The organism is Hydrogenophaga pseudoflava NBRC 102511 (assembly GCF_001592285.1).
Taxonomy (GTDB): Bacteria; Pseudomonadota; Gammaproteobacteria; order Burkholderiales; family Burkholderiaceae_C; genus Hydrogenophaga; species Hydrogenophaga pseudoflava.
In genome coordinates this window covers 78,503-100,492 of record NZ_BCWQ01000013.1, presented here as the reverse complement: position 1 = coordinate 100,492, position 21,990 = coordinate 78,503, and the positions used below count along the sequence as shown (strand labels likewise).

At 67.9% G+C, this 21,990-nt stretch carries 21 protein-coding genes; 12 read left to right on the top strand and 9 right to left on the bottom strand.

Going from position 1 to position 21,990, the window contains the following annotated elements; all coding sequences use genetic code 11:
- Positions 1-6: 6 nt before the first annotated feature.
- Positions 7-1,266 carry a beta-ketoacyl-[acyl-carrier-protein] synthase family protein gene (locus HPS01S_RS16255; RefSeq protein ID WP_066158344.1) on the bottom strand — a complete coding sequence of 420 codons (1,260 nt, stop codon included), beginning with the start codon at positions 1,264-1,266 and terminating at the stop codon, positions 7-9.
- On the bottom strand, positions 1,263-1,508 hold the full coding sequence (locus HPS01S_RS16250) for a phosphopantetheine-binding protein (RefSeq protein WP_066158342.1): 246 nt from the start codon (positions 1,506-1,508) through the stop codon (positions 1,263-1,265). The genes HPS01S_RS16255 and HPS01S_RS16250 overlap by 4 nt, the downstream gene beginning before the upstream one ends.
- A 168-nt stretch (positions 1,509-1,676) precedes the next feature.
- Here HPS01S_RS16250 and HPS01S_RS16245 point away from each other — a divergent pair, with 168 nt between their 5' ends.
- Positions 1,677-2,381: a phosphatase PAP2 family protein gene (locus HPS01S_RS16245; protein WP_241559724.1), complete on the top strand. Its 705-nt coding sequence runs from the start codon at positions 1,677-1,679 to the stop codon at positions 2,379-2,381.
- Here the strand turns inward: HPS01S_RS16245 and HPS01S_RS16240 are convergent.
- The 3 genes from HPS01S_RS16240 to HPS01S_RS16230 all read right to left on the bottom strand — a co-directional run bounded on the left by HPS01S_RS16240 (position 2,362) and on the right by HPS01S_RS16230 (position 4,432).
- Entirely contained in the window at positions 2,362-3,057 is a 696-nt protein-coding gene (locus HPS01S_RS16240) for a DUF599 domain-containing protein (protein ID WP_066158472.1), read from the bottom strand. The genes HPS01S_RS16245 and HPS01S_RS16240 overlap by 20 nt on opposite strands.
- Positions 3,058-3,109: 52 nt before the next feature.
- The gene (locus HPS01S_RS16235) at positions 3,110-3,664 is read right to left on the bottom strand and encodes a flavodoxin family protein (RefSeq protein ID WP_066158339.1); all 555 of its coding nucleotides are present in this window, start codon (positions 3,662-3,664) and stop codon (positions 3,110-3,112) included.
- 66 nt (positions 3,665-3,730) lie between these two features.
- On the bottom strand, positions 3,731-4,432 hold the full coding sequence (locus HPS01S_RS16230; protein WP_066158337.1) for a pirin family protein: 702 nt from the start codon (positions 4,430-4,432) through the stop codon (positions 3,731-3,733).
- A 147-nt stretch (positions 4,433-4,579) separates the two neighbouring features.
- On the opposite strand from HPS01S_RS16230, the gene HPS01S_RS16225 reads away from it, so the two are divergent.
- From HPS01S_RS16225 to gluQRS, 3 genes are all read left to right on the top strand, one after another.
- On the top strand, positions 4,580-5,524 hold the full coding sequence (locus HPS01S_RS16225; RefSeq protein WP_066158335.1) for a LysR family transcriptional regulator: 945 nt from the start codon (positions 4,580-4,582) through the stop codon (positions 5,522-5,524).
- 68 nt (positions 5,525-5,592) lie between these two features.
- Entirely contained in the window at positions 5,593-6,711 is a 1,119-nt protein-coding gene (locus tag HPS01S_RS16220) for an NAD(P)/FAD-dependent oxidoreductase (protein ID WP_143434379.1), read from the top strand.
- A 7-nt stretch (positions 6,712-6,718) separates the two neighbouring features.
- Positions 6,719-7,609: a tRNA glutamyl-Q(34) synthetase GluQRS gene (gluQRS, locus tag HPS01S_RS16215; protein WP_066158333.1), complete on the top strand. Its 891-nt coding sequence runs from the start codon at positions 6,719-6,721 to the stop codon at positions 7,607-7,609.
- Between the two features lie 7 nt (positions 7,610-7,616).
- Here the strand turns inward: gluQRS and HPS01S_RS16210 are convergent, their stop codons facing one another.
- Positions 7,617-8,774 (bottom strand): ABC transporter substrate-binding protein, encoded by a 1,158-nt coding sequence (locus HPS01S_RS16210; protein ID WP_066158331.1) that lies wholly within the window; start codon positions 8,772-8,774, stop codon positions 7,617-7,619.
- Positions 8,775-8,949: 175 nt separating this feature from the next.
- Between HPS01S_RS16210 and trmB the strand changes: the two genes are divergently transcribed.
- Positions 8,950-9,693, top strand: a complete 744-nt coding sequence (trmB, locus tag HPS01S_RS16205; protein ID WP_066158329.1) for a tRNA (guanosine(46)-N7)-methyltransferase TrmB — start codon at positions 8,950-8,952, stop codon at positions 9,691-9,693.
- Between the two features lie 14 nt (positions 9,694-9,707).
- Here the strand turns inward: trmB and HPS01S_RS16200 are convergent, their stop codons facing one another.
- Positions 9,708-9,965, bottom strand: a complete 258-nt coding sequence (locus HPS01S_RS16200) for a hypothetical protein (protein WP_066158327.1) — start codon at positions 9,963-9,965, stop codon at positions 9,708-9,710.
- A 47-nt stretch (positions 9,966-10,012) separates the two neighbouring features.
- Here HPS01S_RS16200 and HPS01S_RS16195 point away from each other — a divergent pair, with 47 nt between their 5' ends.
- Complete coding sequence (locus tag HPS01S_RS16195) at positions 10,013-10,954, top strand: pseudouridine synthase (protein WP_066158325.1); 942 nt, start codon at positions 10,013-10,015, stop codon at positions 10,952-10,954.
- A 3-nt stretch (positions 10,955-10,957) separates the two neighbouring features.
- Here HPS01S_RS16195 and alaS read toward each other — a convergent pair whose 3' ends face one another.
- The gene (gene alaS, locus HPS01S_RS16190; RefSeq protein ID WP_066158323.1) at positions 10,958-13,594 is read right to left on the bottom strand and encodes an alanine--tRNA ligase; all 2,637 of its coding nucleotides are present in this window, start codon (positions 13,592-13,594) and stop codon (positions 10,958-10,960) included.
- A gap of 104 nt (positions 13,595-13,698) precedes the next feature.
- The gene (locus HPS01S_RS16185; protein WP_066158321.1) at positions 13,699-15,105 is read right to left on the bottom strand and encodes an aminotransferase-like domain-containing protein; all 1,407 of its coding nucleotides are present in this window, start codon (positions 15,103-15,105) and stop codon (positions 13,699-13,701) included.
- A gap of 147 nt (positions 15,106-15,252) precedes the next feature.
- Between HPS01S_RS16185 and gabT the strand changes: the two genes are divergently transcribed.
- The 6 genes from gabT to HPS01S_RS16155 are packed head-to-tail and all read left to right on the top strand — an operon-like array spanning position 15,253 to position 21,988.
- Complete coding sequence (gabT, locus tag HPS01S_RS16180; protein ID WP_066158318.1) at positions 15,253-16,548, top strand: 4-aminobutyrate--2-oxoglutarate transaminase; 1,296 nt, start codon at positions 15,253-15,255, stop codon at positions 16,546-16,548.
- Positions 16,545-17,720 carry a CaiB/BaiF CoA transferase family protein gene (locus HPS01S_RS16175; RefSeq protein ID WP_157576375.1) on the top strand — a complete coding sequence of 392 codons (1,176 nt, stop codon included), beginning with the start codon at positions 16,545-16,547 and terminating at the stop codon, positions 17,718-17,720. Before gabT ends, HPS01S_RS16175 begins: the two co-directional genes overlap by 4 nt.
- Positions 17,721-17,764: 44 nt before the next feature.
- The gene (locus HPS01S_RS16170) at positions 17,765-18,847 is read left to right on the top strand and encodes an ABC transporter ATP-binding protein (protein ID WP_066158316.1); all 1,083 of its coding nucleotides are present in this window, start codon (positions 17,765-17,767) and stop codon (positions 18,845-18,847) included.
- A gap of 39 nt (positions 18,848-18,886) precedes the next feature.
- Complete coding sequence (locus HPS01S_RS16165; RefSeq protein ID WP_066158314.1) at positions 18,887-19,912, top strand: ABC transporter substrate-binding protein; 1,026 nt, start codon at positions 18,887-18,889, stop codon at positions 19,910-19,912.
- Positions 19,912-21,156, top strand: a complete 1,245-nt coding sequence (locus tag HPS01S_RS16160) for an ABC transporter permease (protein WP_066158465.1) — start codon at positions 19,912-19,914, stop codon at positions 21,154-21,156. The genes HPS01S_RS16165 and HPS01S_RS16160 overlap by 1 nt, the downstream gene beginning before the upstream one ends.
- Positions 21,157-21,169: 13 nt before the next feature.
- Positions 21,170-21,988: an ABC transporter permease gene (locus tag HPS01S_RS16155; RefSeq protein WP_066158312.1), complete on the top strand. Its 819-nt coding sequence runs from the start codon at positions 21,170-21,172 to the stop codon at positions 21,986-21,988.
- Positions 21,989-21,990 lie beyond the last annotated feature (2 nt).

Below are 21,990 nucleotides of genomic sequence, written 5' to 3'. Positions count from 1 at the left end.
GGTGAATCAGGGGGCGGGCGCGGCGCGGAACGCCAGCACGGCGTTGCTCCCGCCGAAGGCAAAGGAGTTGGACAGCGCGGCCCTTAGCGGCACGCCTTCGCGCCCTTCGAACACGTGGTCCACCCCTTCGCAGGCGGGATCCAGCCGCCCCTGGAGGTGGGCCGTCGGGGGAATGGCTCCTTCGCGCAGGGCCAGCACGGTTGCCAGGGCCTCGATCGCGCCGGCGGCACCGAGCAGGTGGCCATGCATGGACTTTGTGGCGCTGACCGCCAGGCGCGGGGCCCGGTCGCCGAACACCTGGCGCAGGGCCGTGATTTCAACCGGATCGCCCTCGACCGTCGCGGTGCCGTGGGCGTTGACGTAGCCAATCTCGTCCACCCCGAGCCCGCTGTCGGCCAGCGCTGCGCGCAGGGCCCGCGCCTGGCCATCGGCCTCGGGGCGCACCAGGTGGCTGCGGTCGCAGCTGGACCCGTAACCGACGATCTCGGCGTGGATGCGGGCGCCCCGGGCCACCGCATGGTCCCAGTCTTCCAGCACCATGGCGGCGCCCCCCTCGCCCAGCACCAGTCCGGCGCGGTCGGAGGAAAAGGGCCGGCAGGCCATGAAGGCGGTGTCCTCGTTGCCCGGCGCCACCAGGCGCATGGCTTCCCAGGCCTTGGCCACACCGTAGGCCTGCGTGGCATCGGAACCACCGGTGATGGCCACCGTGGCATCGCCGTCGCGCACGCGGCGAAAGGCCTCGCCGATGGCCACCGTTGAGGACGCACAGGCCACCGTGTGGCTCATGCTGATGCCACCGAGCCCGAGCTGGATCGACAGGTGGGCGTTGACGGCGTTGTTCATGCCCATGACCACCGACAGGGGCGACAGGCGCTCGCGTCCGTTCTGCCACAGGTCGCGGTAACCCTTCTCGAAGGCCAGGATGCCGCCGAGGGCGGTGCCCCAGATGCAAGCCCAGTTCTCACGCTCGGCCGGATCGGCGGCCAGGCGCTCCAGACCGGCATCCCGCCAAGCGTCGAACGCGGAGGCCACACCGAGGTGAGCAAACCGCTCCATCATGCCGGCCAGGGGCTTGCCCAGGGCCGCACCCGCATCGAAACCGCTGCAGGTGACAAAAGGCATGTTCAGGGGACGGGGCTTGTCCTCGGTCTGCAGCAGGCGCACAGCCGAGCGGCCTGCCAGCAGGTGTGCGAAGAAGGCATCGACGCCGTCTCCGTACGGGCTGACCATGCCAAGGCCCGTGATGGCGACTCGGCGGCGGGTCATGGTCGGCCGGTCTTGGCAGCCTGCAGCGAATCGATCAGGGTCACCATGTCGCCGACCGTCTTGGGGGGCGGCACATTGGAATCGATCGAGATGCCCAGGCGGTCTTCCGCCTCGAACATCAGTTCTGCCAGCATCAGCGAGTCCACGCCGATGTCCGCCAGGCGCGCCTCATGGACGACCAGTTGCGGATCGGCGCCCAGTCGCTCGTGAAGGAATTGACGGATCAGTTCGGTCGATTGCATGACATACATTTCATGGCTGGCCAGTGGCCTGACACCGGCGCCGGACGCGGAACCCAGATGGACCGCAGGGCCAGCACGAAGCCCGGCGCAGACCGCCGAACATCTCATTTTTGGAAGCTTTCGATTGTACAGCCCGCACCTTCGGGGACCCGGTCCCCTCGCCCTGACATGATCCCCTCGATGGAGACCCTGGCGCCGGCCGCCGAGGGCTGGTGGTCGCGGGTATGGCAACGCATCTGTTTCCAGACCTGGCTCAAGGCCATCGGCACCAGCGCCTTCATGTTCCTGTTCTTCCGCGCCTATTTCGCGCTGCTGGAGAACCCGCAGGCCGATCCCACGGTCATGCCCGAAATCTGGCTGGACCACTGGGTGCAGTTCACCCCCTCAGCGTTTCCGGTCTACCTGTCGCTCTGGGTCTATGTGTCGCTCGCACCCGCCCTGATCGGCAACCTCCGGGCCCTGATCTGGTTCGGCGTGTGGGTCGGCGCGCTGTGCCTGACCGGACTGGCCATTTTCTGGGCTTGGCCCACGCAGACGCCGGTGTTCGACGTCGACTGGGCGCTCTACCCGGGCCTGGCCCTGATCAAGGGCGTGGACGCCGCGGGCAACGCCTGCCCGTCGCTGCACGTGGCCTCGGCGGTCTTCAGCGCCTGCTGGCTGCACCGCCTCCTGCGCCAGCTCCGGACGCCGGTCTGGGTGCTGTGGCTGTCCGCGCTGCATTGCGTGGCCATCGCCTGGTCGACCATGGCCACCCTGCAGCACGTAGCGCTGGACGTGCTGGGCGGCGCCGCGCTGGGGTTGCTGTTTTCGGCCGCGTCCCTGGCCCACATCCGGGACACGACCCCGCGCCCCCTCAGTCCCGCAAGACTTTGAGCACTTCGGAGTGAAACTCGCGGCTGTAGAGAATGGCCACCACGGCCATGGTGCCCAGCACCATCGCCAGCGGCGAGATGAACCACGCCAGCGCCGCGAACGAGAAGTAGTAGGCGCGCAGGCCGTCGTTGAAGGTTTCGGCGGCGGCGCCCACCATGGCCGCCGCCCGGTGGGCGTACTCCTGGGCATCGAACTTGCCGGACTGGAAATCGGACGGCGGCGGCATGGATCCGATCACCAGCGCCACAAACGTGTACTGCCGCATGCACCAGGAAAAGCGGAAGAAGGCGTAGACGAAGATGCTCACGAGCACGAGGATCTTGAACTCGAAGACGATCAGCGGCGTCGCCTGGGCGAACGGGATCTCGCTCATCAGCTCGGTCGCCTTGTCGGTGGTGCCCAGCAGGGCGAACAGACCACCGATGACCAGAATGGACGTGGAAGAAAAGAACGCCGGCGTGTTGGAAAGGGTCTGCGTAATCAGACCATCGAGCATGCGCGGGTCGCGCATCGCCGCCTGCTTCATCCAGTAGCCCCGGTAGCGGTTGGTGGTGATCAGCAGCGAGGACCGGCGCTGCCCGAGCACCTTGGCGAACCAGGCGTAGCCCACCCACAAGGCAAAAAAGCAGACCAGCGCCAGCCAGTCTGCCCAGGGGAGGATCGAGAAGATTTTCATGGCCGGGATGGTAAGGCCCATCCCGGCCACGGACACAGGTGCCGACCCGTGGTCAGCCCTTGAATTTCGCAGCCACAGACGCCACCCGCTCACCGAACAGGCGGGCCGTCTCCAGATCGCCCGGCAGCATGTCGGCGGCGCCGGCATCGGATGGCGACTGGGCGATGGCGCCGCTGTAGCTCACCAGGTAGTTCACGTCGTTGCGCTGCGCGCCCTTGGTGTTGCTGGGCATCAGGCCCTGGCTGACCCAGATCATCCCGTGCTGCATGGCCAGGGTGAACAGGGTGTTCAGCGTCTGCAACTTGTCGCCGTTCATGCCAGCGCTGTTGGTGAAGCCTGCGGCCACCTTGTCTTTCCATTTCTGGGCAAACCAGGGCTTGCTGGAAGCGTCGGCGAACTTCTTGAACTGCCAGCTCACCGAGCCCATGTAGGTCGGCGAGCCGAAGATGATCGCGTCGGCCGCATCCAGCGTTTCCCAGCCACCTTCGGGCAGGTTGCCATCGGCGTCGATCGCCAGCAGCTCCGCGTCAGCGCCCTGGGCCACCGACTGCGCCATGCGCTGGGTGTGACCGTAACCCGAGTGATAGACCACGACAACTTTTGCCATTTGTGACTCCTGAGTGAATGCGCCGGAGCGCGGGATGGTGAAAAGAGACAGAGGGCCAGGCCCTGCTCACTGGGACAGATCGAACACCAGCACCTCGGCGCTGTCGCCGTGTTCGAGCACGATGCGCTCCTCCTGGGCCAGCAGCGCGGCGTCGCCACCCTGCAGGCGCTGGCCGTTGACATCGAGCGCGCCACGGACGAGGTGCACATAGGCCTTGCGCGCCGGGTCGATGGCCAGCTCGGCGCGCTGCTCACCGTCGAACAGCCCGGCGTGCAGCGAGGCGTCGGCGTGGATGGTGACCGAGCCCTGCGCACCATCGGGCGACGCCACCAGGCGCAGCCGGCCGGTCTTCTCCGCCGCGTCGAAGGCCTTCTGCTCGTAGCCGGGCTCGATGCCGCGCCGGGACGGCTCGATCCAGATCTGCAGGAAGTGCGTCACGCTGTTCGGCGCATGATTGAACTCGCTGTGCATCACGCCGGTGCCGGCGCTCATGCGCTGCACCTCCCCCGGCGGGATGCCCTTGACATTGCCCATGCTGTCCTTGTGCGCCAGGTTGCCCTGCAGCACGTAGCTGATGATTTCCATGTCGCGGTGACCATGCGTGCCGAAACCGGTGCCCGGGGCGATCCGGTCTTCGTTGATCACGCGCAGGTTGCCCCAGCCCATCCAGGCCGGGTCGTGGTAGCCCGCGAACGAAAAGGAGTGGTGGCTCTTGAGCCAGCCGTGGTCGGCATAACCACGGTCCTGGGAGCGGCGGATTTTCATCATGTGGGTCTCCTGCTGGCGCCGACAGAGTGCCGGCATGGGAGTCATTGTGGGCACGGCGCCCACCTGGGAGGTCGCAGGAAATTGTTGGCACCATTCAATCCAGTTGAATGAAAATGTCTCCACAACCACTTTCCCGATGGTGATTCCATGGCCTCCACCGCCCCCCGGTCTGCCCTGTCTCCGGAAAACCTGGGCCTGCTCGAAGCGGTCGCGCGACTGGGCAGCATGGCCGCCGCGGCCCGTGAGCTGGGCATGGTGCCCAGCGCCCTGACCTACCGCGTGCGGCAGGTCGAGGACGCGCTGGACGTGCTGCTGTTCGACCGCAGCGCGCGCCGCGCCCAGCTCACCCCCGCCGGGGCCGAACTGCTGCGTTCGGGCCAGTACCTGCTGGACGAACTCGATGCGGTGGCCCAGCGCGTCAAGCGGGTCGCCACCGGCTGGGAGCCGCAGCTGACCATCGCCACCGACGCGGTCATGGCTCGCAGCACGCTGTTTGAACTGTGCGAGGCGTTCTACGCCACGGGCGCCCCGACCCGGCTGAAGATCCGGGCCGAAACCCTCTCGGGCACGCTGGAGGCGCTGCGGGGTGGCCTGGCCGACCTGGCGCTCGGGGTGTCGGCCGACGCCTCGCTACCGGACATCCAGACCGCGCCGATGGGCCAGCTGCGCTTCGTGTTCGCGGTGGCGCCGCACCACCCGCTGGCGGACATCGAGCACAGCATCGGGGACGACGAAATCCGCCCGCACCGGGCGGTGGCGGTGGCCGACAGCACCCAGCGCGGCAACGGGCAGTCGTTCAACATCCTGCCCGGGCAAGACGTGCTCACCGTGCCGACCATGCAGCACAAGCTCGAAGCCCAGCTGCGCGGCCTGGGCTGTGGCTTCCTGCCCTTGCCACTGGCCCAGCCCTACATCTCGGCTGGCCACCTGGTGGTCAAGGCGGTCCAGCGCCCCAACCACGTCTTCCGCGTCGGCTATGCCTGGCGCCGGCCGCACAGCGGCGAGGCCGGCCAGGCCATGCGCTGGTGGCTGGAACGCCTGCAGCACCCGACCACCCGCAGCGCCCTGCTGGAAAACCATCACGTGGGTTGAGGCGCCGCAAGCCTGCAACCGCATCTGCACTGCTACAGTGCTCTCATCCCAACCCACTGCGCCACACCATGAACAACAAGAAGGCTCCCAGCAAACGCACGACCTCTGCCCGGGCTCCCAAGGTGACCGAGCCGCTGCACTTTGCAGTGATCGGCGCAGGCATGGCCGGCGTGGCGTGCGCGCGAACACTGCTGCAGGCAGGCCACCGCGTCTCGGTGTTCGAAAAGAGCCGCGGCTTTGGCGGCCGCATGGCGACCCGCAGCACCGAGTTCGGCGGCTTCGACCACGGCGCCCAGTACTTCACGGTGCGGGACAGCCGCTTTGCCCGCGTGCTGCTGACCGCCCAGGCCCAGGTGCGCCCCTGGAGCGTGAGCACGGTGCGCGTGCTCGACGCCTTCGGCCATGTGCTGGCCAGCGCCCCGCCGCCCACCGAACCCCACTTCGTCGCCGTGCCGGGCATGAGCGGCCTGGTGAACCACTGGGCCCAGCCCCTGGCCCAGCCCGAACTGCACGGTCACCTGCCGGCCCGCACCTTCACCGGCACCCGTGTCCACCACATCGAGCGCGACGCGCTGCACCCCGAGCAGTGGCAGCTGCGGGCCGAAGACGCCGATGGTGGCCAGATGGTGATCGGCGGCTTCGACCGCGTGCTGCTGGCCGTGCCGCACATGCAGGCGCACGACCTGCTGCAGTCCTCCGGCCTGGCCCCCGACCTGCGCCAGGCGCTCACCGAGGTGCAGGTGGCGCCCTGCTGGACGCTGATGGTGGCCTATCCCAACGCGATGCAGCCGGGCCTGGCACACCTGGGCCCGCAGTGGAACGCCGCGCGCAGCACCCACCACCGCATCAGCTGGCTCGCCCGCGAGAACAGCAAGCCCGGGCGCGAGCGCATCGAGCGCTGGACCGTGCAGGCCAGCCCGGCCTGGTCCACCAAACACCTGGAAGACGATGCCGAGCGCGTCAAGGCCAAGCTGCTCAAGGGCTTCGCCGAGATCACGGGCATCCGCGCCACGCCACCCCACGCCGTCGTGCACCGCTGGCGCTACGCGCAGACCCAGACCCCGCTGGGCCGGTCGCACCTGTTCGATCCGGCGCTGGGCATCGGCCTGTGTGGCGACTGGTGTCTGGGCCACCGGGTCGAGGACGCCTTCGTGTCCGGGCTCGAACTGGCGCTTGCGGTGATCTGACACAACCGTGGCATCCGGCTACCGCGGACGTTTCGCCCCCTCTCCTACCGGCCCGCTGCACGCGGGTTCCCTGGTCGCGGCGCTGGCCAGCTGGCTGGATGCGCGGGCACACGGCGGGGCGTGGCTGGTGCGCATCGAAGACGTGGACACGCCTCGCTGCGTGCCCGGGGCCGACCGGCTCATCCTTGAACAGCTGGCCGCCTGCGGCCTGGTGTCCGACGAGCCCGTGTGCTGGCAATCCACGCGCGGCGCCCACTACCAGGCGGCGCTGGACCGGTTGATCGCACAAGGCGATGCCTACCCCTGCGCCTGCTCGCGCAAGGACATCGAAGCCGCCCTGCACGCCGCCGGCCGACACCGCGAACGCCACCACGCCGCCGTCTACCCCGGCACCTGCCGGCCCGAGCGCGGCGGCCTGCAGGGCAAGGCGGCTCGCGCCTGGCGGCTGCAGGTCGACCCCGGTGAGATGCACTGGCAGGACCGGCGCCTCGGGGCTCAGCAGCAGGATGTGGCCGCCGAGGTGGGCGACTTCGTGCTGCGCCGCGCCGATGGCCTCTGGGCCTACCAGCTGGCGGTCGTGGTCGACGACGCCGCACAGGGCATCACCCATGTGGTGCGCGGCGAGGATCTGGCCGACAACACGCCGCGCCAGATCCTGCTGCAGCGTGCCCTGGGCCTGCCCACGCCCTCGTACCTGCACACACCCCTGGTGCGGGACGCCAGCGGAGAAAAGCTGAGCAAGCAGAACGGGGCCAAGGCCCTGGACCTGCGCGATCCGCTGGCGGCGCTTCAGACCGCGGCCGCGGTGCTGGGCCTGCCGGGTGCGGCCGGCCCACTGCACGAGGCGCTGGCCCGCTGGACCCGCGCCTGGCCCTGGCGCGAACCGATCACCGGCTGACGCGGGATCAGGTCCGGACCTTGCCGTCGCCGGTCAGCATCGAGAGCTCGACAAACGACGACGCGACGTGGTCTTTCGGGCCGAGGGAGATCGCATAGCCCTCGAACGAGGTGTCGCCAATTGCCTCCAGCCCGCTGATCAGACCGTCGCGGCCCGAACGGCCGCCCGCGCGCCGCAGGCCTTCGGCCACCAGCCTGGCGGCGAGATAGCCTTCCAGGCTGGAGAAGTTGGCCTGCACCTTGTTGCCGCCCTGGGCGATGGCGTCCCTGAACTCGCGGGTGATGGGTTTGGCGGTGCTGAACGGGTTGGGCACCACCTGCGACACCACCACGCCGGCCCCGTCCTTGCCCAGCTCATCGGCCAGCGCCTGCGTGCCCACGAAAGACACGTTGTAGAAGCTGCCGCCGAAGCCGGCCTTGCGTGCCGCGCGGATGTACGCGGCGCAGGATTTGTAGGCGCTGATCTGCACCACGGCCTGCGGGTTGGCGGCGTTGATGGTGGCCACCGCCGCCGCCACGTCCACGCTGTTGCGCTCGACCGTGCCGGTCGCCACCGGCTTGAGGCCGCGGCTGGCCAACGCCAGCACGGTGCCGTCCAGACCGGCCTTGCCATAGGCATCGTTCTGGTGGAACACCGCGACCCGGGTCAGCCCGAGGTTGACCAGGTTCTTGACGATCAGCTCGGTCTCGTCGTTGTACGAGGCCCGCAGGTGAAAGGCCATGCGGTTGAACGGCTGGCGCAGCGACATGGCGCCGGTGAACGGGGCGATGAACGGCATGTCGGCCTTGGTCGCCAGCGGCAGCGCCGCCACGCTGGTGGGCGTGCCGATATAGCCGAACAGCGCGAACACGTCCTTGTCCAGCAGCTTCTGGGTGTTCTCCGCGCAGCGGTCCGGCTCGTAACCGTCGTCCATCTGCTCGATCTCGACCCGGGCCCGGCCCGAGCCTTGGGCGTTGTACTGGTCAAAGAACAGCTTGGCGCCTGCGTGGAACTGGATGCCCAACTGGGCGGCCGCGCCGGTGAAGGCGGCCGACTGGCCCAGCACGATGCGGTTGGACGACTGCGCCCGCAGCGCGGGCACCGCCAGGGCGGCGGCTCCGGCGATGCCACCGGCAAAGGCTCGGCGGGTCAGGCCGCGGCGGATGGAAGAGGTGTGGTGTGTCATGAATTCCCAACGAAGATGCCGCGAATGCTAACCATGGCTCACACCTTGTGAAGCAACTTTCATACGCCCGATGGGACCGCCCATCGCGCAGCCCGGCAAGGCACATTCTTTTTCAGTACAGCACCGCACCTACAATCACGCACCCCGGGCGATCCATGGCCTGCGGCAGCCTCACATGTCCGACGATTCCACGCCCCACACCCCAGATGCCGCCCAGCCGGGCACCCCGTCCAAGCCCTTCATGCGCGTGGTCAAGAGCTACGTGCTGCGCACGGGCCGCGTAGGCCCCGGCCAGCAGCGTGCCTACGAGCAGTTCGGTCCGCGTTTCCTGCTGAACTACGACGCGTCCACCCTGCTGGACCCGGTCGCGGCCTTTGGCCGGCAGGCACCGCTGATCATGGAAATCGGCTTCGGCATGGGCGGCGCCACGGCGCAGATCGCCCAGGTGCGGCCGGGCGACAACTTCCTGTGCTGCGAGGTGCACGAGCCGGGCGTGGGCGCCCTGCTCAAGCTTTGTGGCGAACAGGGCATCGAGAACATCCGCATCTTCCGCCACGACGCGGTCGAGGTGCTGGACCACATGCTGCCCGAGCAGAGCCTGGACGGCGTGCACATCTTCTTCCCCGACCCCTGGCACAAGAGCCGCCACCACAAGCGCCGTCTGATCCAGTGGCCGTTTGTGAACCGGCTCGCGCGCCACCTCAGGCCCGGGGGTTACCTGCACCTGGCCACCGACTGGCAGCCCTACGCCGAGCAGATGCTGGCGGTGCTGAGCGCCGAACCGTTGCTGCAAAACACCGCGCCGGCCGCCGGTGACGGCTACGCGCCCAAGCCCGACTACCGCCCGCTGACCAAGTTCGAGAACCGCGGCCTCAAGCTCGGCCACGGCGTCTGGGACCTGGTGTTCCGGCGGGTCTGAGCCCGCCGCAAGGCTCAGTCGTCCGTTGCTTCGTCTTCGTCGTCGTCGAGCACCGCGTCGGCCCCGGCGCCGATGATCTTGCCGCCGATGCGGGCAGTGCCCACGGCGGCATCGACCGCGAGGCCGGCCACGCCCACCACCGCCGAGGCCGCGACATCGGCCACCGCGATCACCGCGCAGCCACCCAGCAGGGGCACCGACAGCAGCAGCGCGCCCAGCACGCGCCAGCGGCGGGCGGAACGTTCGGAACACAGGGGCAGCACAGCAATCATCGCGGCGGGGTCTGGGTGAGAAGGCGCAGAGAATACCCGCTTCCACCATGGCCCGTCCGCCGAAAAACCCCCTGATCCCGACCCGCGACGGCGTTTCGCCCAGTTGCGTGGCGCTGCCGCTGCGGCCTGCGGGCGACAGTCGCTGGCCGACCCTGCTCGACTTTCTGGCCGAGCGCCTGCCGGCGGTGGACCGCGGCGCCTGGCAACAGCGCCTGTCCGACGGCCAGGTGCTGGACGAACACGGCCAGCCGGTGCGCGCGGACAATGCCTACCGGGGCGGCGGCCGGCTCTACTACTGGCGTGCGCTGGACGACGAGCCCGAGATCCCGTTCGAGGCCACGGTGCGTTTCCAGGACGCGCACCTGCTGGTGGTCGACAAGCCGCACTTCCTGCCGGTCACCCCCACCGGCCGCTTCGTGCGCCAGAGTCTGCTGGTGCGGCTCAAGCAGGCCACCGGCATCGACACGCTCAGTCCCATCCACCGCATCGACCGCGAGACCGCCGGACTGGTGGTGTTCAGCCTGCGCCCGCAGGACCGCGGTGCCTACCAGGCGCTGTTCCGCGAGCGCTCGGTGGACAAGGTCTACGAAGCGATGGCGCCGCTGAACCCGGCGCTGGCGCTGCCCCGGGTGCACCGAAGCCGCATGGCCGAAGACCCCGAAGCGTTCTACCGCATGACCGAAGTGGACGGCGAACCCAACAGCGAAACCGCCATCGCCCTGCTGGAGCGTCGCGGCGCCTGGGGCCGCTACCGCCTGGAGCCTGTCACTGGCAAGCGCCACCAGCTGCGCGTGCACATGGCCGCGCTGGGCCTGCCGCTGGCGGGCGACCAGTTCTACCCGCGCGTGCGGCGCGGGCCTGGGGAGGCCGAAGACTATGCCGACCCGCTGCGCCTGCTGGCGCGTGCCATCGCCTTCACGGACCCGGTGACGGGCGAGCAACGGAGCTTTGAAAGCGGGCTGGACCTCAAATGGCCCAGCCCGGGCTGAGATTTACAGTTTTTCAGAAACCCAGGCCTGCACCGACGCCAGCGCCTTTGGCAGACCCGATGCATCGGTGCCACCGGCCATGGCCATGTCGGGCTTGCCGCCGCCCTTGCCGCCCACCTGCTGGGCGACAAAGTTGACCAGTTCACCTGCCTTGACCTTGCCCACGCTGTCGGCCGTCACACCTGCGGCCAGCTGCACCTTGCCGCCGTCCACGGCGGCCAGCACGATGGCGGCGGTCTTGAGCTTGTCCTTGAGCTTGTCCATGGTCTCGCGCAGGGCCTTGGCGTCGGCGCCGGCCAGCGTGGCCGCCAGGACCTTGATGCCCTTGACGTCCACCGCCTGGTTCACCAGCTCGTCGCCCTGGGCCGAGGCCAGCTTGCCTTTAAGGGCAATAGCTTCCTTTCGTGCAGCGCTCAACTCCAAGTTGAGTTTCGCAATTTTTTCAAGGAGCTGCGAGCCGTTTGCACTTTCAAAACCAAGTTCAAAACTCACTTCGGACAAGTCTGTCTCGATTGCTTGAACGTACTTCAAGGCGTTGAGACCCGTGGTGGCTTCTATCCGGCGAACACCAGCTGCCACACCGCTCTGACTCATGACCTTAAAGAAACCGATGTCACCCGTGGCCTTGACGTGCGTACCACCGCAGAGTTCGCGGCTGCTGCCGATGTCCAGCACGCGCACGGTGTCGCCGTACTTCTCGCCGAACAGCATCATGGCGCCGGTGGACTTGGCCGATTCGATGTCCATCACCCGCGCCTGGGTCGGCGCGTTGGCGACGATCTCCATGTTCACGCGGCGCTCGATCTCGCGGATCTGCTCGTCGGTGACCGGCGCGTTGTGGGTGAAGTCGAAGCGCGTCTTCTCGGCATCGACCAGCGAGCCCTTCTGCTGCACGTGGGCGCCCAGCACCTCGCGCAGGGCCTTGTGCATCAGGTGGGTGACGCTGTGGTTGCGCATGGTCGCGGCGCGCTGGTCGAGGTTGACCGAGGCGGTGACGCTGTCGCCCACGGCCAGCGTGCCCTGCTCCACCGCCCCATGGTGGCCGAACACGTCTGCCTTGATCTTCTGCGTGTCGCCCACCGCGAAGCTGGCGGAACCGCTGGTGATGAGGCCTTCGTCACCCACCTGGCCACCGCTCTCGGCGTAGAAGGGCGTGGTGTCCAGCACCACGACGCCCTGCTGGCCGCTCTTGAGTTCGGCCACCGGCGTGCCGTCCAGGTACAGCGCCACCACCTTGGCGGGGGCTTCGAGCTGCTCGTAGCCAACGAAGGTGTTGCCGGCGCCGGTGTATTCCAGCGCCTTGTCCATCTTGAACTTGCCGGCGGCGCGGCCCTTGGCCTTCTGCGCTTCCATGGCGGCGTGGAAACCAGCCTCGTCCACCGTCAGGCCGCGCTCGCGGCAGACGTCGCCCGACAGGTCGAGTGGGAAACCATAGGTGTCGTGCAGCTTGAAGGCCACATCGCCCGGCAGCACCTTGGCGCCATCGGCCAGGGCGGCGTCCAGGATTTCCATGCCGTTGGCCAGCGTTTCATAGAAGCGCTCTTCCTCGGCCTTGAGCACCTCGGTGATGCGCTGGGCCTGGGAGGCCATGTTGGGGTAGGCCTCGCCCATCATCTTCACCAGATCGGGCACCAGCTTGTGGAAGAACGGCGTCTTCTGGCCCAGCTTGTAGCCATGGCGGATGGCGCGGCGGATGATGCGGCGCTGCACGTAACCCCGGCCTTCGTTGCTGGGAATCACACCGTCGCTGATCAGGAACGCCGTGGCGCGGATGTGGTCGGCGATCACCTTCAGGGACGGATTGTCCAGATCGGTCGTGCCGGTTTCGCGGGCAGCGGCCTTGATCAGCACGTCGAAGATGTCGATCTCGTAGTTGCTGTGCACGTGCTGCAGGATGGCGGCGAGGCGCTCCAGGCCCATGCCGGTGTCCACGCAGGGGGCGGGCAGCGGCGTGACCGAGCCGTCTTCCTTCATGTCGAACTGCATGAACACGTTGTTCCAGATCTCGATGAAGCGGTCGCCGTCTTCGTCCGGGCTGCCCGGGGGGCCGCCGGGGATCTCGGGACCGTGGTCGTAGAAGATCTCCGAGCAGGGGCCGCAGGGGCCGGTGTCGGCCATCATCCAGAAGTTGTCGCTCTTGTAGCGGCCGCCCTTGTTGTCGCCGATGCGGATCACGCGCTCGGGCGGCAGACCGATTTCCTTGGTCCAGATGTCGTAGGCCTCATCGTCCTCGGCGTACACCGTCGCCAGCAGGCGCTCGGGCGGCAGCTTGTAAACCTCGGTCAGCAGTTCCCAGGCCCACTTCAACGATTCGCGCTTGAAGTAGTCGCCGAAGGACCAGTTGCCCAGCATCTCGAAGAAGGTGTGGTGGCGGGCGGTGTAGCCCACGTTCTCCAGGTCGTTGTGCTTGCCGCCGGCGCGCAGGCAGGCCTGGACGGACGCGGCGCGCACGTAGTTGCGCTTGTCGGTGCCCAGGAACACGTCCTTGAACTGGACCATGCCCGAATTGGTGAACATCAGCGTCGGGTCGTTGCCCGGCACCAGCGGGCTGGACGCCACCACGGTGTGGCCCTTGGAGGCGAAGAAGTCCAGGAAGGTCTTGCGGATGTCGGCGACGGAAGCAACGGCGGGGGCGGTCATGGTGGCCTGTCTTTGGGGGTTATCGGTGGGTGGCGCCGGCTGACGCAGACGCGAAACCCGGTATTTTGCGGGCGCGAAGCCCGCCATTTTCGCAAACTGCGGGGTCACCCGGCGTGGCGGTGGTCGCTGAGGAAGCTCAGCACGCGCGGATCGTCGGTGAAGGCGACGTTGAAACGGAACCAGGGGCTGGGCTGCAGCTCCGGGTCGAACAGGTGGCCGGGGCCGAGCAGGATGTCCTGTTCGGCCGCCTGGTAGGCCAGCTCGGTGGCGTTCTGGATGTCGGGGTGGCGCGCCCAGAGAAACATGCCGGCCTTGGGTTCGCAGAACAGATCGAAGCCCAGACTCTCCAGCGCCTGGCCCACCCGCTGGTGCGCCTGCGCCAGCCGCTCGCGCAGGCCGCGCAGGTGCTTGCGCCAGCGGCCGTCCACCAGGGCGCCGTAGGCCAGGCGCTCGCTGAACTCGGACGAGGTCAGGCCCGAAATCATCTTGAGCTGGGCGAAGTCCTCCAGCAGATCGGGCGGCGCCGCCATGAAGCCCACCCGGATGTTGGGTGAGATGGTCTTGGAAAAGCTGCTGATGTAGACCACGCGCTGCAGCTGGTCCAGGCTGGCCAGCGAGGGGCGCGGCTCGGGGTCCAGGTCGGCGTAGATGTCGTTCTCGACCACGGTGAACTGGTGCTGCTCGGCCAGCAGCACCACGCGGTGCAGGTGGGCCAGGTTGGCGACCGAGCCGGTGGGGCTCTGCAGCCGCGGCTGGGTGAAGAACACCTTGGGCTGGTGCTCCTTGACCAGCGCTTCCAGCGCCGCCAGGTCGTAGCCGTCGGGCGTGCGCGGCACGCCGATCAGGCGCGCGCCCAGGAAGCGCAGCGAAAACAGCATGTTCGGGTAGCCGGGGTCGTCCACCAGCACCGCGTCGCCCGGACGCACCAGGCGGCGTGCGACCAGGTCCATGGCCTGGCTGGAGCCCTGGGTCAGCAGCACCTGGTCGGCGCTGACGGCGATCTCCTGCTCGGCCAGCAGGTCGCGCACCAGCTGGCGCAGCGGCATGAAGCCCTTGGGTTCGCCATAGCCGCCCAGGTCCACGTTCTCGGCCGCCAGCGTGCGCAGGCTGCGCCGCATGCCTTCCTCGAACAGCCAGTCGCCGGGCAGCCAGCCGCAGCCGGGCTTCATCTTCAGAGCCCGCGCCTCGAACACGCGGCGCAGGTACCACATCGAATCGAAGTTGTAGTTGGCCGCTTCGGCCGGTGCGTTGCCGGCGCTCAGCCGGGCCAGGGCTTCGCGCTGGCGCACGAAAAAGCCCGAATGCGGGCGCGAGACGAAGTAGCCCAGGGCCACCAGCCGGTCGTAGGCGTCGACAACTGTATAGGTGCTGACACCGTGCGCGTGCGCAAACTGGCGGATGGAAGGGGCCTTGGAGCCGGGGCGCAGACCCCCGCCCTGGATGGCGGCGCGGAAACCCTCGACGATCTGAACCACCAGCGGGGTCGCGCCTTTCGGGTTAAGGGAAAACATGGACGAGGGGAATTGGGGTTTGTCTGTACAGGACAACAGAGCTATACAGTGCATCGCTGTACAGCCAGTGTCTGTATATGTTAGCCGCCGGCTTTGGCGCCTACAGTGCGCCCCAGTCTGAAACTTGTTCACGAACGGAGCCCCAGCATGCAACGCGAACCCCACTTCACCAACGCCGCCCTGATGGCCCGCCGCCGCGCCGCTCTGCCCAACGGGCTGGGCCAGGGCTTCGAAATCTTCGCCGACCGCGCCGAAGGCGCCGAGGTCTGGGACGTCGAAGGCCGTCGCTACATCGACTTCGCGGGCGGCATCGCGGTGCTGAACACCGGCCACCGCCACCCGGCGCTGGTCAAGGCCGTGGCCGAGCAGCTCGAGCGCTTCACGCACACCTGCTTCCAGGTGCTGGCCTATGAGTCGTATGTGGAACTGGCTGAGAAGCTCAACGCCATGGCGCCGGGCAACTTCGCCAAGAAGAGCTTCTTCCTGACCACCGGCGCCGAAGCGGTGGAAAACGCGGTCAAGGTGGCCCGCGCCTACACCAAGCGCTCGGCCGTCATCGCCTTCGGCGGCGGCTTCCACGGCCGCACCCTGATGGGCATGGCCCTCACCGGCAAGGTCGCGCCCTACAAGGCGGGTTTCGGCCCCTTCCCGGCTGAAGTCTTCCACGCCAAGTTCCCCAACCCGCTGCACGGTGTGAGCGAAGACGACGCCATCGCGTCGGTGGAAGCGCTGTTCAAGTACGACGTGGAGGCCTCTCGCGTGGCCGCCATCATCCTGGAGCCGGTGCAGGGTGAAGGTGGCTTCTACGCCGCGTCGCCCGCCTTCGCCCAGCGCCTGCGCGCCCTGTGCGACCAGCACGGCATCCTGCTGATCGCCGACGAAGTGCAGACCGGCGCCGGCCGCACCGGCACCTGGCTGGCCTGCGAGCAGTGGGGCGTGGCGCCCGACGTGATCACCATGGCCAAGTCGCTGGCCGGTGGCATGCCGCTGTCGGCCGTGATCGGCAAGGCCGAGGTCATGGACGCCGCCGCCGTGGGCGGCCTGGGCGGCACCTACGCCGGCAACCCGCTGGCCTGCGCGTCCGCGCTGGCGGTGATCGAGACCTTCGAAAAGGAAAACCTGCTGGCGCGCAGCCGCGCCGTGGGTGAGCGCCTGACCAGCCGCCTCAAGGCCCTGCAGGCGCAGCACAACTGCATCGCCGAGGTGCGCGGTCTGGGCGCCATGGTGGCCATCGAGCTGTGCAAGAACGGCGACCCGCACCAGCCCGACGCCGAACTGACCAAGCGCATGGTGGCCGAGGCGCAGAAGCGTGGCCTGATCCTGCTGAGCTGCGGCGTGTACGCCAACGTGATCCGCGTGCTGGTGCCGCTGGTGGCCAGCGACGCCCTGCTCGACGAGGGTCTGGACATCATGGCCGCGTCCCTCGCTGCTGCGCTGGCATGACGGCGCCCGATCGCATGAGCGCCCAGCCGCCCCGGCCGCTCGAGGGTGTGCGTGTGCTCGATCTGTCGCGCGTGCTGGCCGGCCCCTGGACCGGCCAGATGCTGGCCGACTACGGCGCCGAGGTGCTCAAGGTCGAGCGCCCGGGCGCCGGTGACGACACCCGCACCTGGGGCCCGCCGTGGTGGGGCGAAGGCGAGGCGCGCGTGGCCGCGTACTTCGTCTGCGCCAACCGCGGCAAGCGCTCGGTGGCGATCGACATCGCTTCGCCCGAAGGCATCCAGACCGTGCGCGAGCTGGCGCGCGAGGCGGATGTGCTGATTGAAAACTACAAGGTCGGCCAGCTGGCGCGCTACGGCCTCGACGCGGTGAGTCTGCAGGCCATCAACCCGCGACTGATCTATTGCTCCATCACCGGCTACGGCCAGACCGGACCACTCGCTCACCGCGCCGGCTATGACTTCGCCATACAAGCCGAAGGCGGCCTGATGAGCATCACCGGCAACAAGGGCGAAGAGCCGCAGAAGGTCGGCGTCGCCGTGACGGACCTGATGACGGGCGTCTACGCCACCACCGCCATCCTCGCCGCACTGCACGAGCGCGCACGCACGGGCAAGGGCCGGGTGATCGACGCCGCACTGTTCGACGTGCAGGTGGCCATGCTGGCCAACCAGGCCAGCAACCAGCTCATCGGGAACAAAACCCCGACGCGCATGGGCAACGCGCACCCGAACATCGTGCCCTACCAGGTGTTCCCCACGCGCGACGGCCACATGGTGCTGGCGGTGGGCAACGACGGCCAGTTCGCCAAGTTCTGCGACGCCGCCGGGCAGCCCGCGGTCTCGCGCGACGCGCGCTTCTCGACCAATCCGGCGCGCGTCGAACACCGCGCCACGCTGGTGCCGCTGATCACCGGCTGGACGATGACGAAAGACACGGCCGAATGGGTCGCCCTGCTCGACCAGGCGGGCGTGCCCTGCGCACCGATTCTTGACATTGCTCAAGTCATGGAACATCCGCATGTGGCGGCGCGCGGAATGGCGCTACAACCACGCGACGCGTCGACCCCGCCCATGGTCGCCAACCCCATGCTGTTCGATGGCCAGCGCCCGGTCGCCGACCTGCCGCCGCCCGCACTGGACGCGCATCAGGCACGGTGGTTGCATACCTCCTGATGATCCGCCCACCGGGCCCGCTCCCACACACAACCCAAGCGTTCATGACCACCAGCTCCGCACTCGTCACCTTCACCGGTGTGCAGAAAACCTACGACGGCAACACCCTGGTGGTGCGCGACCTCAACCTCGAGATCCAGAAGGGGGAATTCCTCTCACTGCTGGGCCCGTCGGGCTCGGGCAAGACCACCACGCTGATGATGCTCGCCGGCTTCGAGTCGCCGACCTCGGGCGAGATCGCACTCAACGGCGTGCCCATCACGCGCACCCCGCCGCACAAGCGCAACTTCGGCATGGTGTTCCAGAACTACGCACTGTTCCCGCACATGACAGTGGCCGACAACATCGCCTACCCGCTGACGGTGCGCAAGCTCGACAAGAACGAGATCGACACCAAGGTCAAGCGCGCGCTGGACATGGTGCAGATGGGCCACATGGGCCAGCGCTATCCGTCGCAGATGTCGGGCGGCCAGCAACAGCGCGTGGCCCTGGCGCGCGCCCTGGTGTTCGACCCGCAGCTGGTGCTGATGGACGAGCCGCTGGGCGCGCTGGACAAGCAGCTGCGTGAGCACATGCAGATCGAACTGAAGGCCCTGCACCGCAGCCTGGGCGTGACCTTCGTCTATGTCACGCACGACCAGAGCGAAGCGCTGACCATGTCCGACCGCGTGGCCGTGTTCAACGAGGGCGTGATCCAGCAGATCGACCAGGTCGACCGCCTCTACGAAACGCCCGCCAACCGCTTCGTCGCCGGCTTCGTGGGCGACAACTCCGTGCTCGACGCGCGCGTGATCCACAACAACGGTGACACCTGCGAGGTGCAGCTGGCCGATGGCACGCACCTGCACGGTGTCAACGTCAACCACGCCCAGGTCGGCGACACGGTGCAGTGCAGCGTGCGGCCCGAACGCATCGCCGTGGTGGACGCCGGCCACAGCGCCGGCAACCGCGTGGCCGCGACGATCTCCGACGTGATCTATTTCGGCGACCACCTGCGCCTGCGCTGCCAGGTGCCCGAGCAGCCCGAGATGAGCGTCAAGGTGCCGCTGCAGCACCTGGGCCACATGCAGGCCGGGCAGACGGTGCACCTGCACCTGCCGCCCACCCATCTGCGCGTGTACCGCTGAGCCCTTTCCCCCGTTCCTCAACCCATGGAGACCCTCCAGATGAAACTCAAACCTGTACTGATTGCCGTGGCCGCCCTCGTGGCCCTGCCCGCCATGGCCCAGAGCCTGACGGTCGTCAACTTTGGCGGTGCCAACGGCGCCGCGCAGAAGAAGGCCTACATCGATCCGTTCGAGAAGACCGGCACCAAGGTCACCATGGTCGAATACAACGGCGAACAGGCCAAGATCAAGGCCATGGTCGAAGCCAAGAAGGTCACCTGGGACGTGGTGGAAGTCGAGAGCCCGGACCTGAGCCGCGGCTGCGATGAAGGCCTGTTCGAGAAGCTGGACTGGGCCAAGATCGGCAACAAGGCCGACTTCCAGAAAGCCGCCGTGCACGAGTGCGGCGTGGGCACCTTCGTGTGGTCCACCGTGATGGCCTACAACGGCGACAAGCTCAAGGACGCTCCCGTCACCTGGGCAGATTTCTGGGACACCAAGAAATTCCCGGGCAAGCGCGGCATGCGCAAGGGCGCCCGCTACAACCTCGAATTCGCCCTGATGGCCGACGGCGTCAAGCCCGCCGACGTCTACAAGGTGCTGGCCACCAAGGACGGTGCCGACCGCGCCTTCAAGAAGATGACCGAGCTCAAGCCGAACATCCAGTGGTGGGAAGCTGGCGCGCAGCCGCCCCAGTTCCTGGTCGCCGGTGACGTGGCCATGACCACCGCCTACAACGGCCGCATCGACGCCGCCCAGCGCGAAGGCAAGAACCTCAAGATCACCTGGACCGGCGGCATCTACGACCTGGACTACTGGGTCATGCCCAAGGGCACGCCCAACAAGGACGCCGCACTGAAGTTCATCGCGCTGGCCAGCTCGGCCGACACACAGGCCGAGTACGCCAAGAACATCAGCTACGGCCCGACCAACACCAAGGCCCTGGGCAAACTCGACGCCAAGGTGCTGAGCCAGCTGCCCACGTCTGCGGCCAATGCCAAGGACGCGCTGCAGTTCAACGTGGGCTTCTGGGCCGACCAGGGTGAAGCCCTGGAGAAGCGCTTCTCGGCCTGGGCAGCGCAATGATGATGGCCGGCGGAACCCTGGACCTGGCCACGCAGCTGCGCCGCGCCGAGCGGCGCCGCAAACAGCGCGCGGTGGCGCTCACGCTGCCGCTGCTGGCGTTTCTGGTCGTTTTTTTCCTGGTTCCGCTGGCATCGCTGCTGGTGCGGGCGGTGGAGAACCCCGAGGTCGCCGACGCCCTGCCCCGCACGGGGCAGGCGCTGGCCGGCTGGGATCGACACAGCCCGCCCGACGCCGCCGCCTTCGCGGCGGTGATCGCCGACCTGTCGGCGATCGAGGACACCGCGCAGGCCGGCGTGCTGGCGCGGCGCCTCAACAGCGAAGTCCCTGGTGCACGTTCGCTGGTCATGGGCACCTACCGTGCCGTGCAATCCGAAGACTCGGGCTTCAAGGACCTCGCCTCCGAACAGGCCAAAGCCAAACTGATCGAGCAGGACGCGCGCTGGGAAGAGCTGCCCTACTGGCAGGCCATCGCCCAGAACAGCTCGCGCTGGACGCCCGACTACCTGCTGGCCGCGGTCGACCTCAAGCGCACGCCGCTGGGCGACATCGTGCGCGTGTCCGACGACGAGGCCGCCTTCTCAGACATCCTGGGCCGCACCTTCCAGATGAGCGCGGTCGTCACCTTCTTCTGCCTGCTGCTGGCCTACCCGCTGGCCTACTGGCTCTCCACCCTGCCCGAGCGCAAGGCCAACATCCTGCTGATCCTGGTGCTGCTGCCGTTCTGGACCTCGGTGCTGGTGCGCATCGCGGCCTGGATCGTGCTGCTGCAGAACAACGGCCTGGTCAACCGCTTCTTCATGTGGATCGGCCTGACCGACGCGCCGATCCCGCTGCTGTTCAACCGCGTGGGTGTGATCATCGCGATGGTGCACATCCTGCTGCCGTTTGCCATCCTGCCGCTCTACAGCGTCATGAAGTCGGTGCCGCCCAACTACCTGCGCGCCGCCATCTCGCTGGGCAGCGCGCCGTTTGCCGCCTTCGTGCGCGTCTACCTGCCGCAGACCTACCCGGGCGTCGCCGCCGGCGGCCTGCTGGTCTTCATCACCAGCATCGGCTACTACGTGACCCCGGCCCTGCTGGGCGGCGCGGGCGACCAGATGCTGAGCTACTACGTCGCGCAGTACACCAACGTCGAAGTCAACTGGGGCATGGCCTGCGCGCTCGGCGGCGTGCTGCTGACCACCACGCTGATCCTGTATTCGATCTACCGCAAGGTCTCGAAGGCCGAGCTGAGCCTCGGCTGAGCGGGAGTCCAAGATGTTCAAACTGCCCGACTTCCCCGCCTACTACACCCTGTTCGACAAGCTCGGCTGGCTCGCCCTGCGCGCCGGTGGACTGGCCGTGCTGGCCTTCCTGCTGATGCCGGTGATCGTGATCATCCCGCTGTCCTTCAGCGATTCGTCCTTCCTCGCCTACCCCATCGAAGGCTGGTCGCTGCGCTGGTACCAGGAGATGTTCCACTCGGACGACTGGATCCGCGCCACCAAGAACAGCTTCATCGTCGCGCCGCTGGCCACGCTGCTGGCGACCACGCTGGGCACGCTGGCGGCCATGGGCCTGGCCAACACCAGGTTCCTGGGCAAGGGTTTCATCACCGGCCTGCTGATCTCGCCCATGGTCGTGCCCATCGTGGTGGTCGGCGTCAGCGCCTACCTCTACTTCGCGCGCTGGGGCCTCAACGACTCCTACCTCGGCCTGGTGATCGTGCACGCCGCGCTGGGCGCCCCCTTCGTGGTGACCACCGTGCTGGCGACGCTTCAGAGCTTCAACCACAACCTGGTCAAGGCAAGCCTGAGCCTGGGCGCCAGCCCGCTGGAGACCTTCTTCCGCGTCACGCTGCCGGTGATTGCGCCGGGCGTGATCTCGGGCGCGCTGTTCGCGTTCGCCACCTCGTTCGACGAAGTCGTGGTGACCCTGTTCCTCGCCGGACCCGAGCAGGTCACGCTGCCGCGCCAGATGTTCACCGGCATCCGCGAGAACATCTCGCCCACCATCGCCGCCGTCGCCACGCTGCTGATCCTGTTCACGACCGCCTTGATGCTGACGCTGGAGTGGCTGCGCGGCCGCAGGAAATAACG

Excerpts from the sequence above, each read along its gene's own strand:
- HPS01S_RS16255 (WP_066158344.1), bottom strand. The coding sequence starts at position 1,266 with ATGACCCGCCGCCGAGTCGCCATCACGGGCCTTGGCATGGTCAGCCCG.
- HPS01S_RS16250 (WP_066158342.1), bottom strand. The coding sequence starts at position 1,508 with ATGCAATCGACCGAACTGATCCGTCAATTCCTTCACGAGCGACTGGGC.
- HPS01S_RS16245 (WP_241559724.1), top strand. The coding sequence starts at position 1,677 with ATGATCCCCTCGATGGAGACCCTGGCGCCGGCCGCCGAGGGCTGGTGG.
- HPS01S_RS16240 (WP_066158472.1), bottom strand. The coding sequence starts at position 3,057 with ATGAAAATCTTCTCGATCCTCCCCTGGGCAGACTGGCTGGCGCTGGTC.
- HPS01S_RS16235 (WP_066158339.1), bottom strand. The coding sequence starts at position 3,664 with ATGGCAAAAGTTGTCGTGGTCTATCACTCGGGTTACGGTCACACCCAG.
- HPS01S_RS16230 (WP_066158337.1), bottom strand. The coding sequence starts at position 4,432 with ATGATGAAAATCCGCCGCTCCCAGGACCGTGGTTATGCCGACCACGGC.
- HPS01S_RS16225 (WP_066158335.1), top strand. The coding sequence starts at position 4,580 with ATGGCCTCCACCGCCCCCCGGTCTGCCCTGTCTCCGGAAAACCTGGGC.
- HPS01S_RS16220 (WP_143434379.1), top strand. The coding sequence starts at position 5,593 with ATGAACAACAAGAAGGCTCCCAGCAAACGCACGACCTCTGCCCGGGCT.
- HPS01S_RS16210 (WP_066158331.1), bottom strand. The coding sequence starts at position 8,774 with ATGACACACCACACCTCTTCCATCCGCCGCGGCCTGACCCGCCGAGCC.
- trmB (WP_066158329.1), top strand. The coding sequence starts at position 8,950 with ATGTCCGACGATTCCACGCCCCACACCCCAGATGCCGCCCAGCCGGGC.
- HPS01S_RS16200 (WP_066158327.1), bottom strand. The coding sequence starts at position 9,965 with ATGATTGCTGTGCTGCCCCTGTGTTCCGAACGTTCCGCCCGCCGCTGG.
- HPS01S_RS16195 (WP_066158325.1), top strand. The coding sequence starts at position 10,013 with ATGGCCCGTCCGCCGAAAAACCCCCTGATCCCGACCCGCGACGGCGTT.
- alaS (WP_066158323.1), bottom strand. The coding sequence starts at position 13,594 with ATGACCGCCCCCGCCGTTGCTTCCGTCGCCGACATCCGCAAGACCTTC.
- HPS01S_RS16185 (WP_066158321.1), bottom strand. The coding sequence starts at position 15,105 with ATGTTTTCCCTTAACCCGAAAGGCGCGACCCCGCTGGTGGTTCAGATC.
- gabT (WP_066158318.1), top strand. The coding sequence starts at position 15,253 with ATGCAACGCGAACCCCACTTCACCAACGCCGCCCTGATGGCCCGCCGC.
- HPS01S_RS16175 (WP_157576375.1), top strand. The coding sequence starts at position 16,545 with ATGACGGCGCCCGATCGCATGAGCGCCCAGCCGCCCCGGCCGCTCGAG.
- HPS01S_RS16170 (WP_066158316.1), top strand. The coding sequence starts at position 17,765 with ATGACCACCAGCTCCGCACTCGTCACCTTCACCGGTGTGCAGAAAACC.
- HPS01S_RS16165 (WP_066158314.1), top strand. The coding sequence starts at position 18,887 with ATGAAACTCAAACCTGTACTGATTGCCGTGGCCGCCCTCGTGGCCCTG.
- HPS01S_RS16160 (WP_066158465.1), top strand. The coding sequence starts at position 19,912 with ATGATGGCCGGCGGAACCCTGGACCTGGCCACGCAGCTGCGCCGCGCC.
- HPS01S_RS16155 (WP_066158312.1), top strand. The coding sequence starts at position 21,170 with ATGTTCAAACTGCCCGACTTCCCCGCCTACTACACCCTGTTCGACAAG.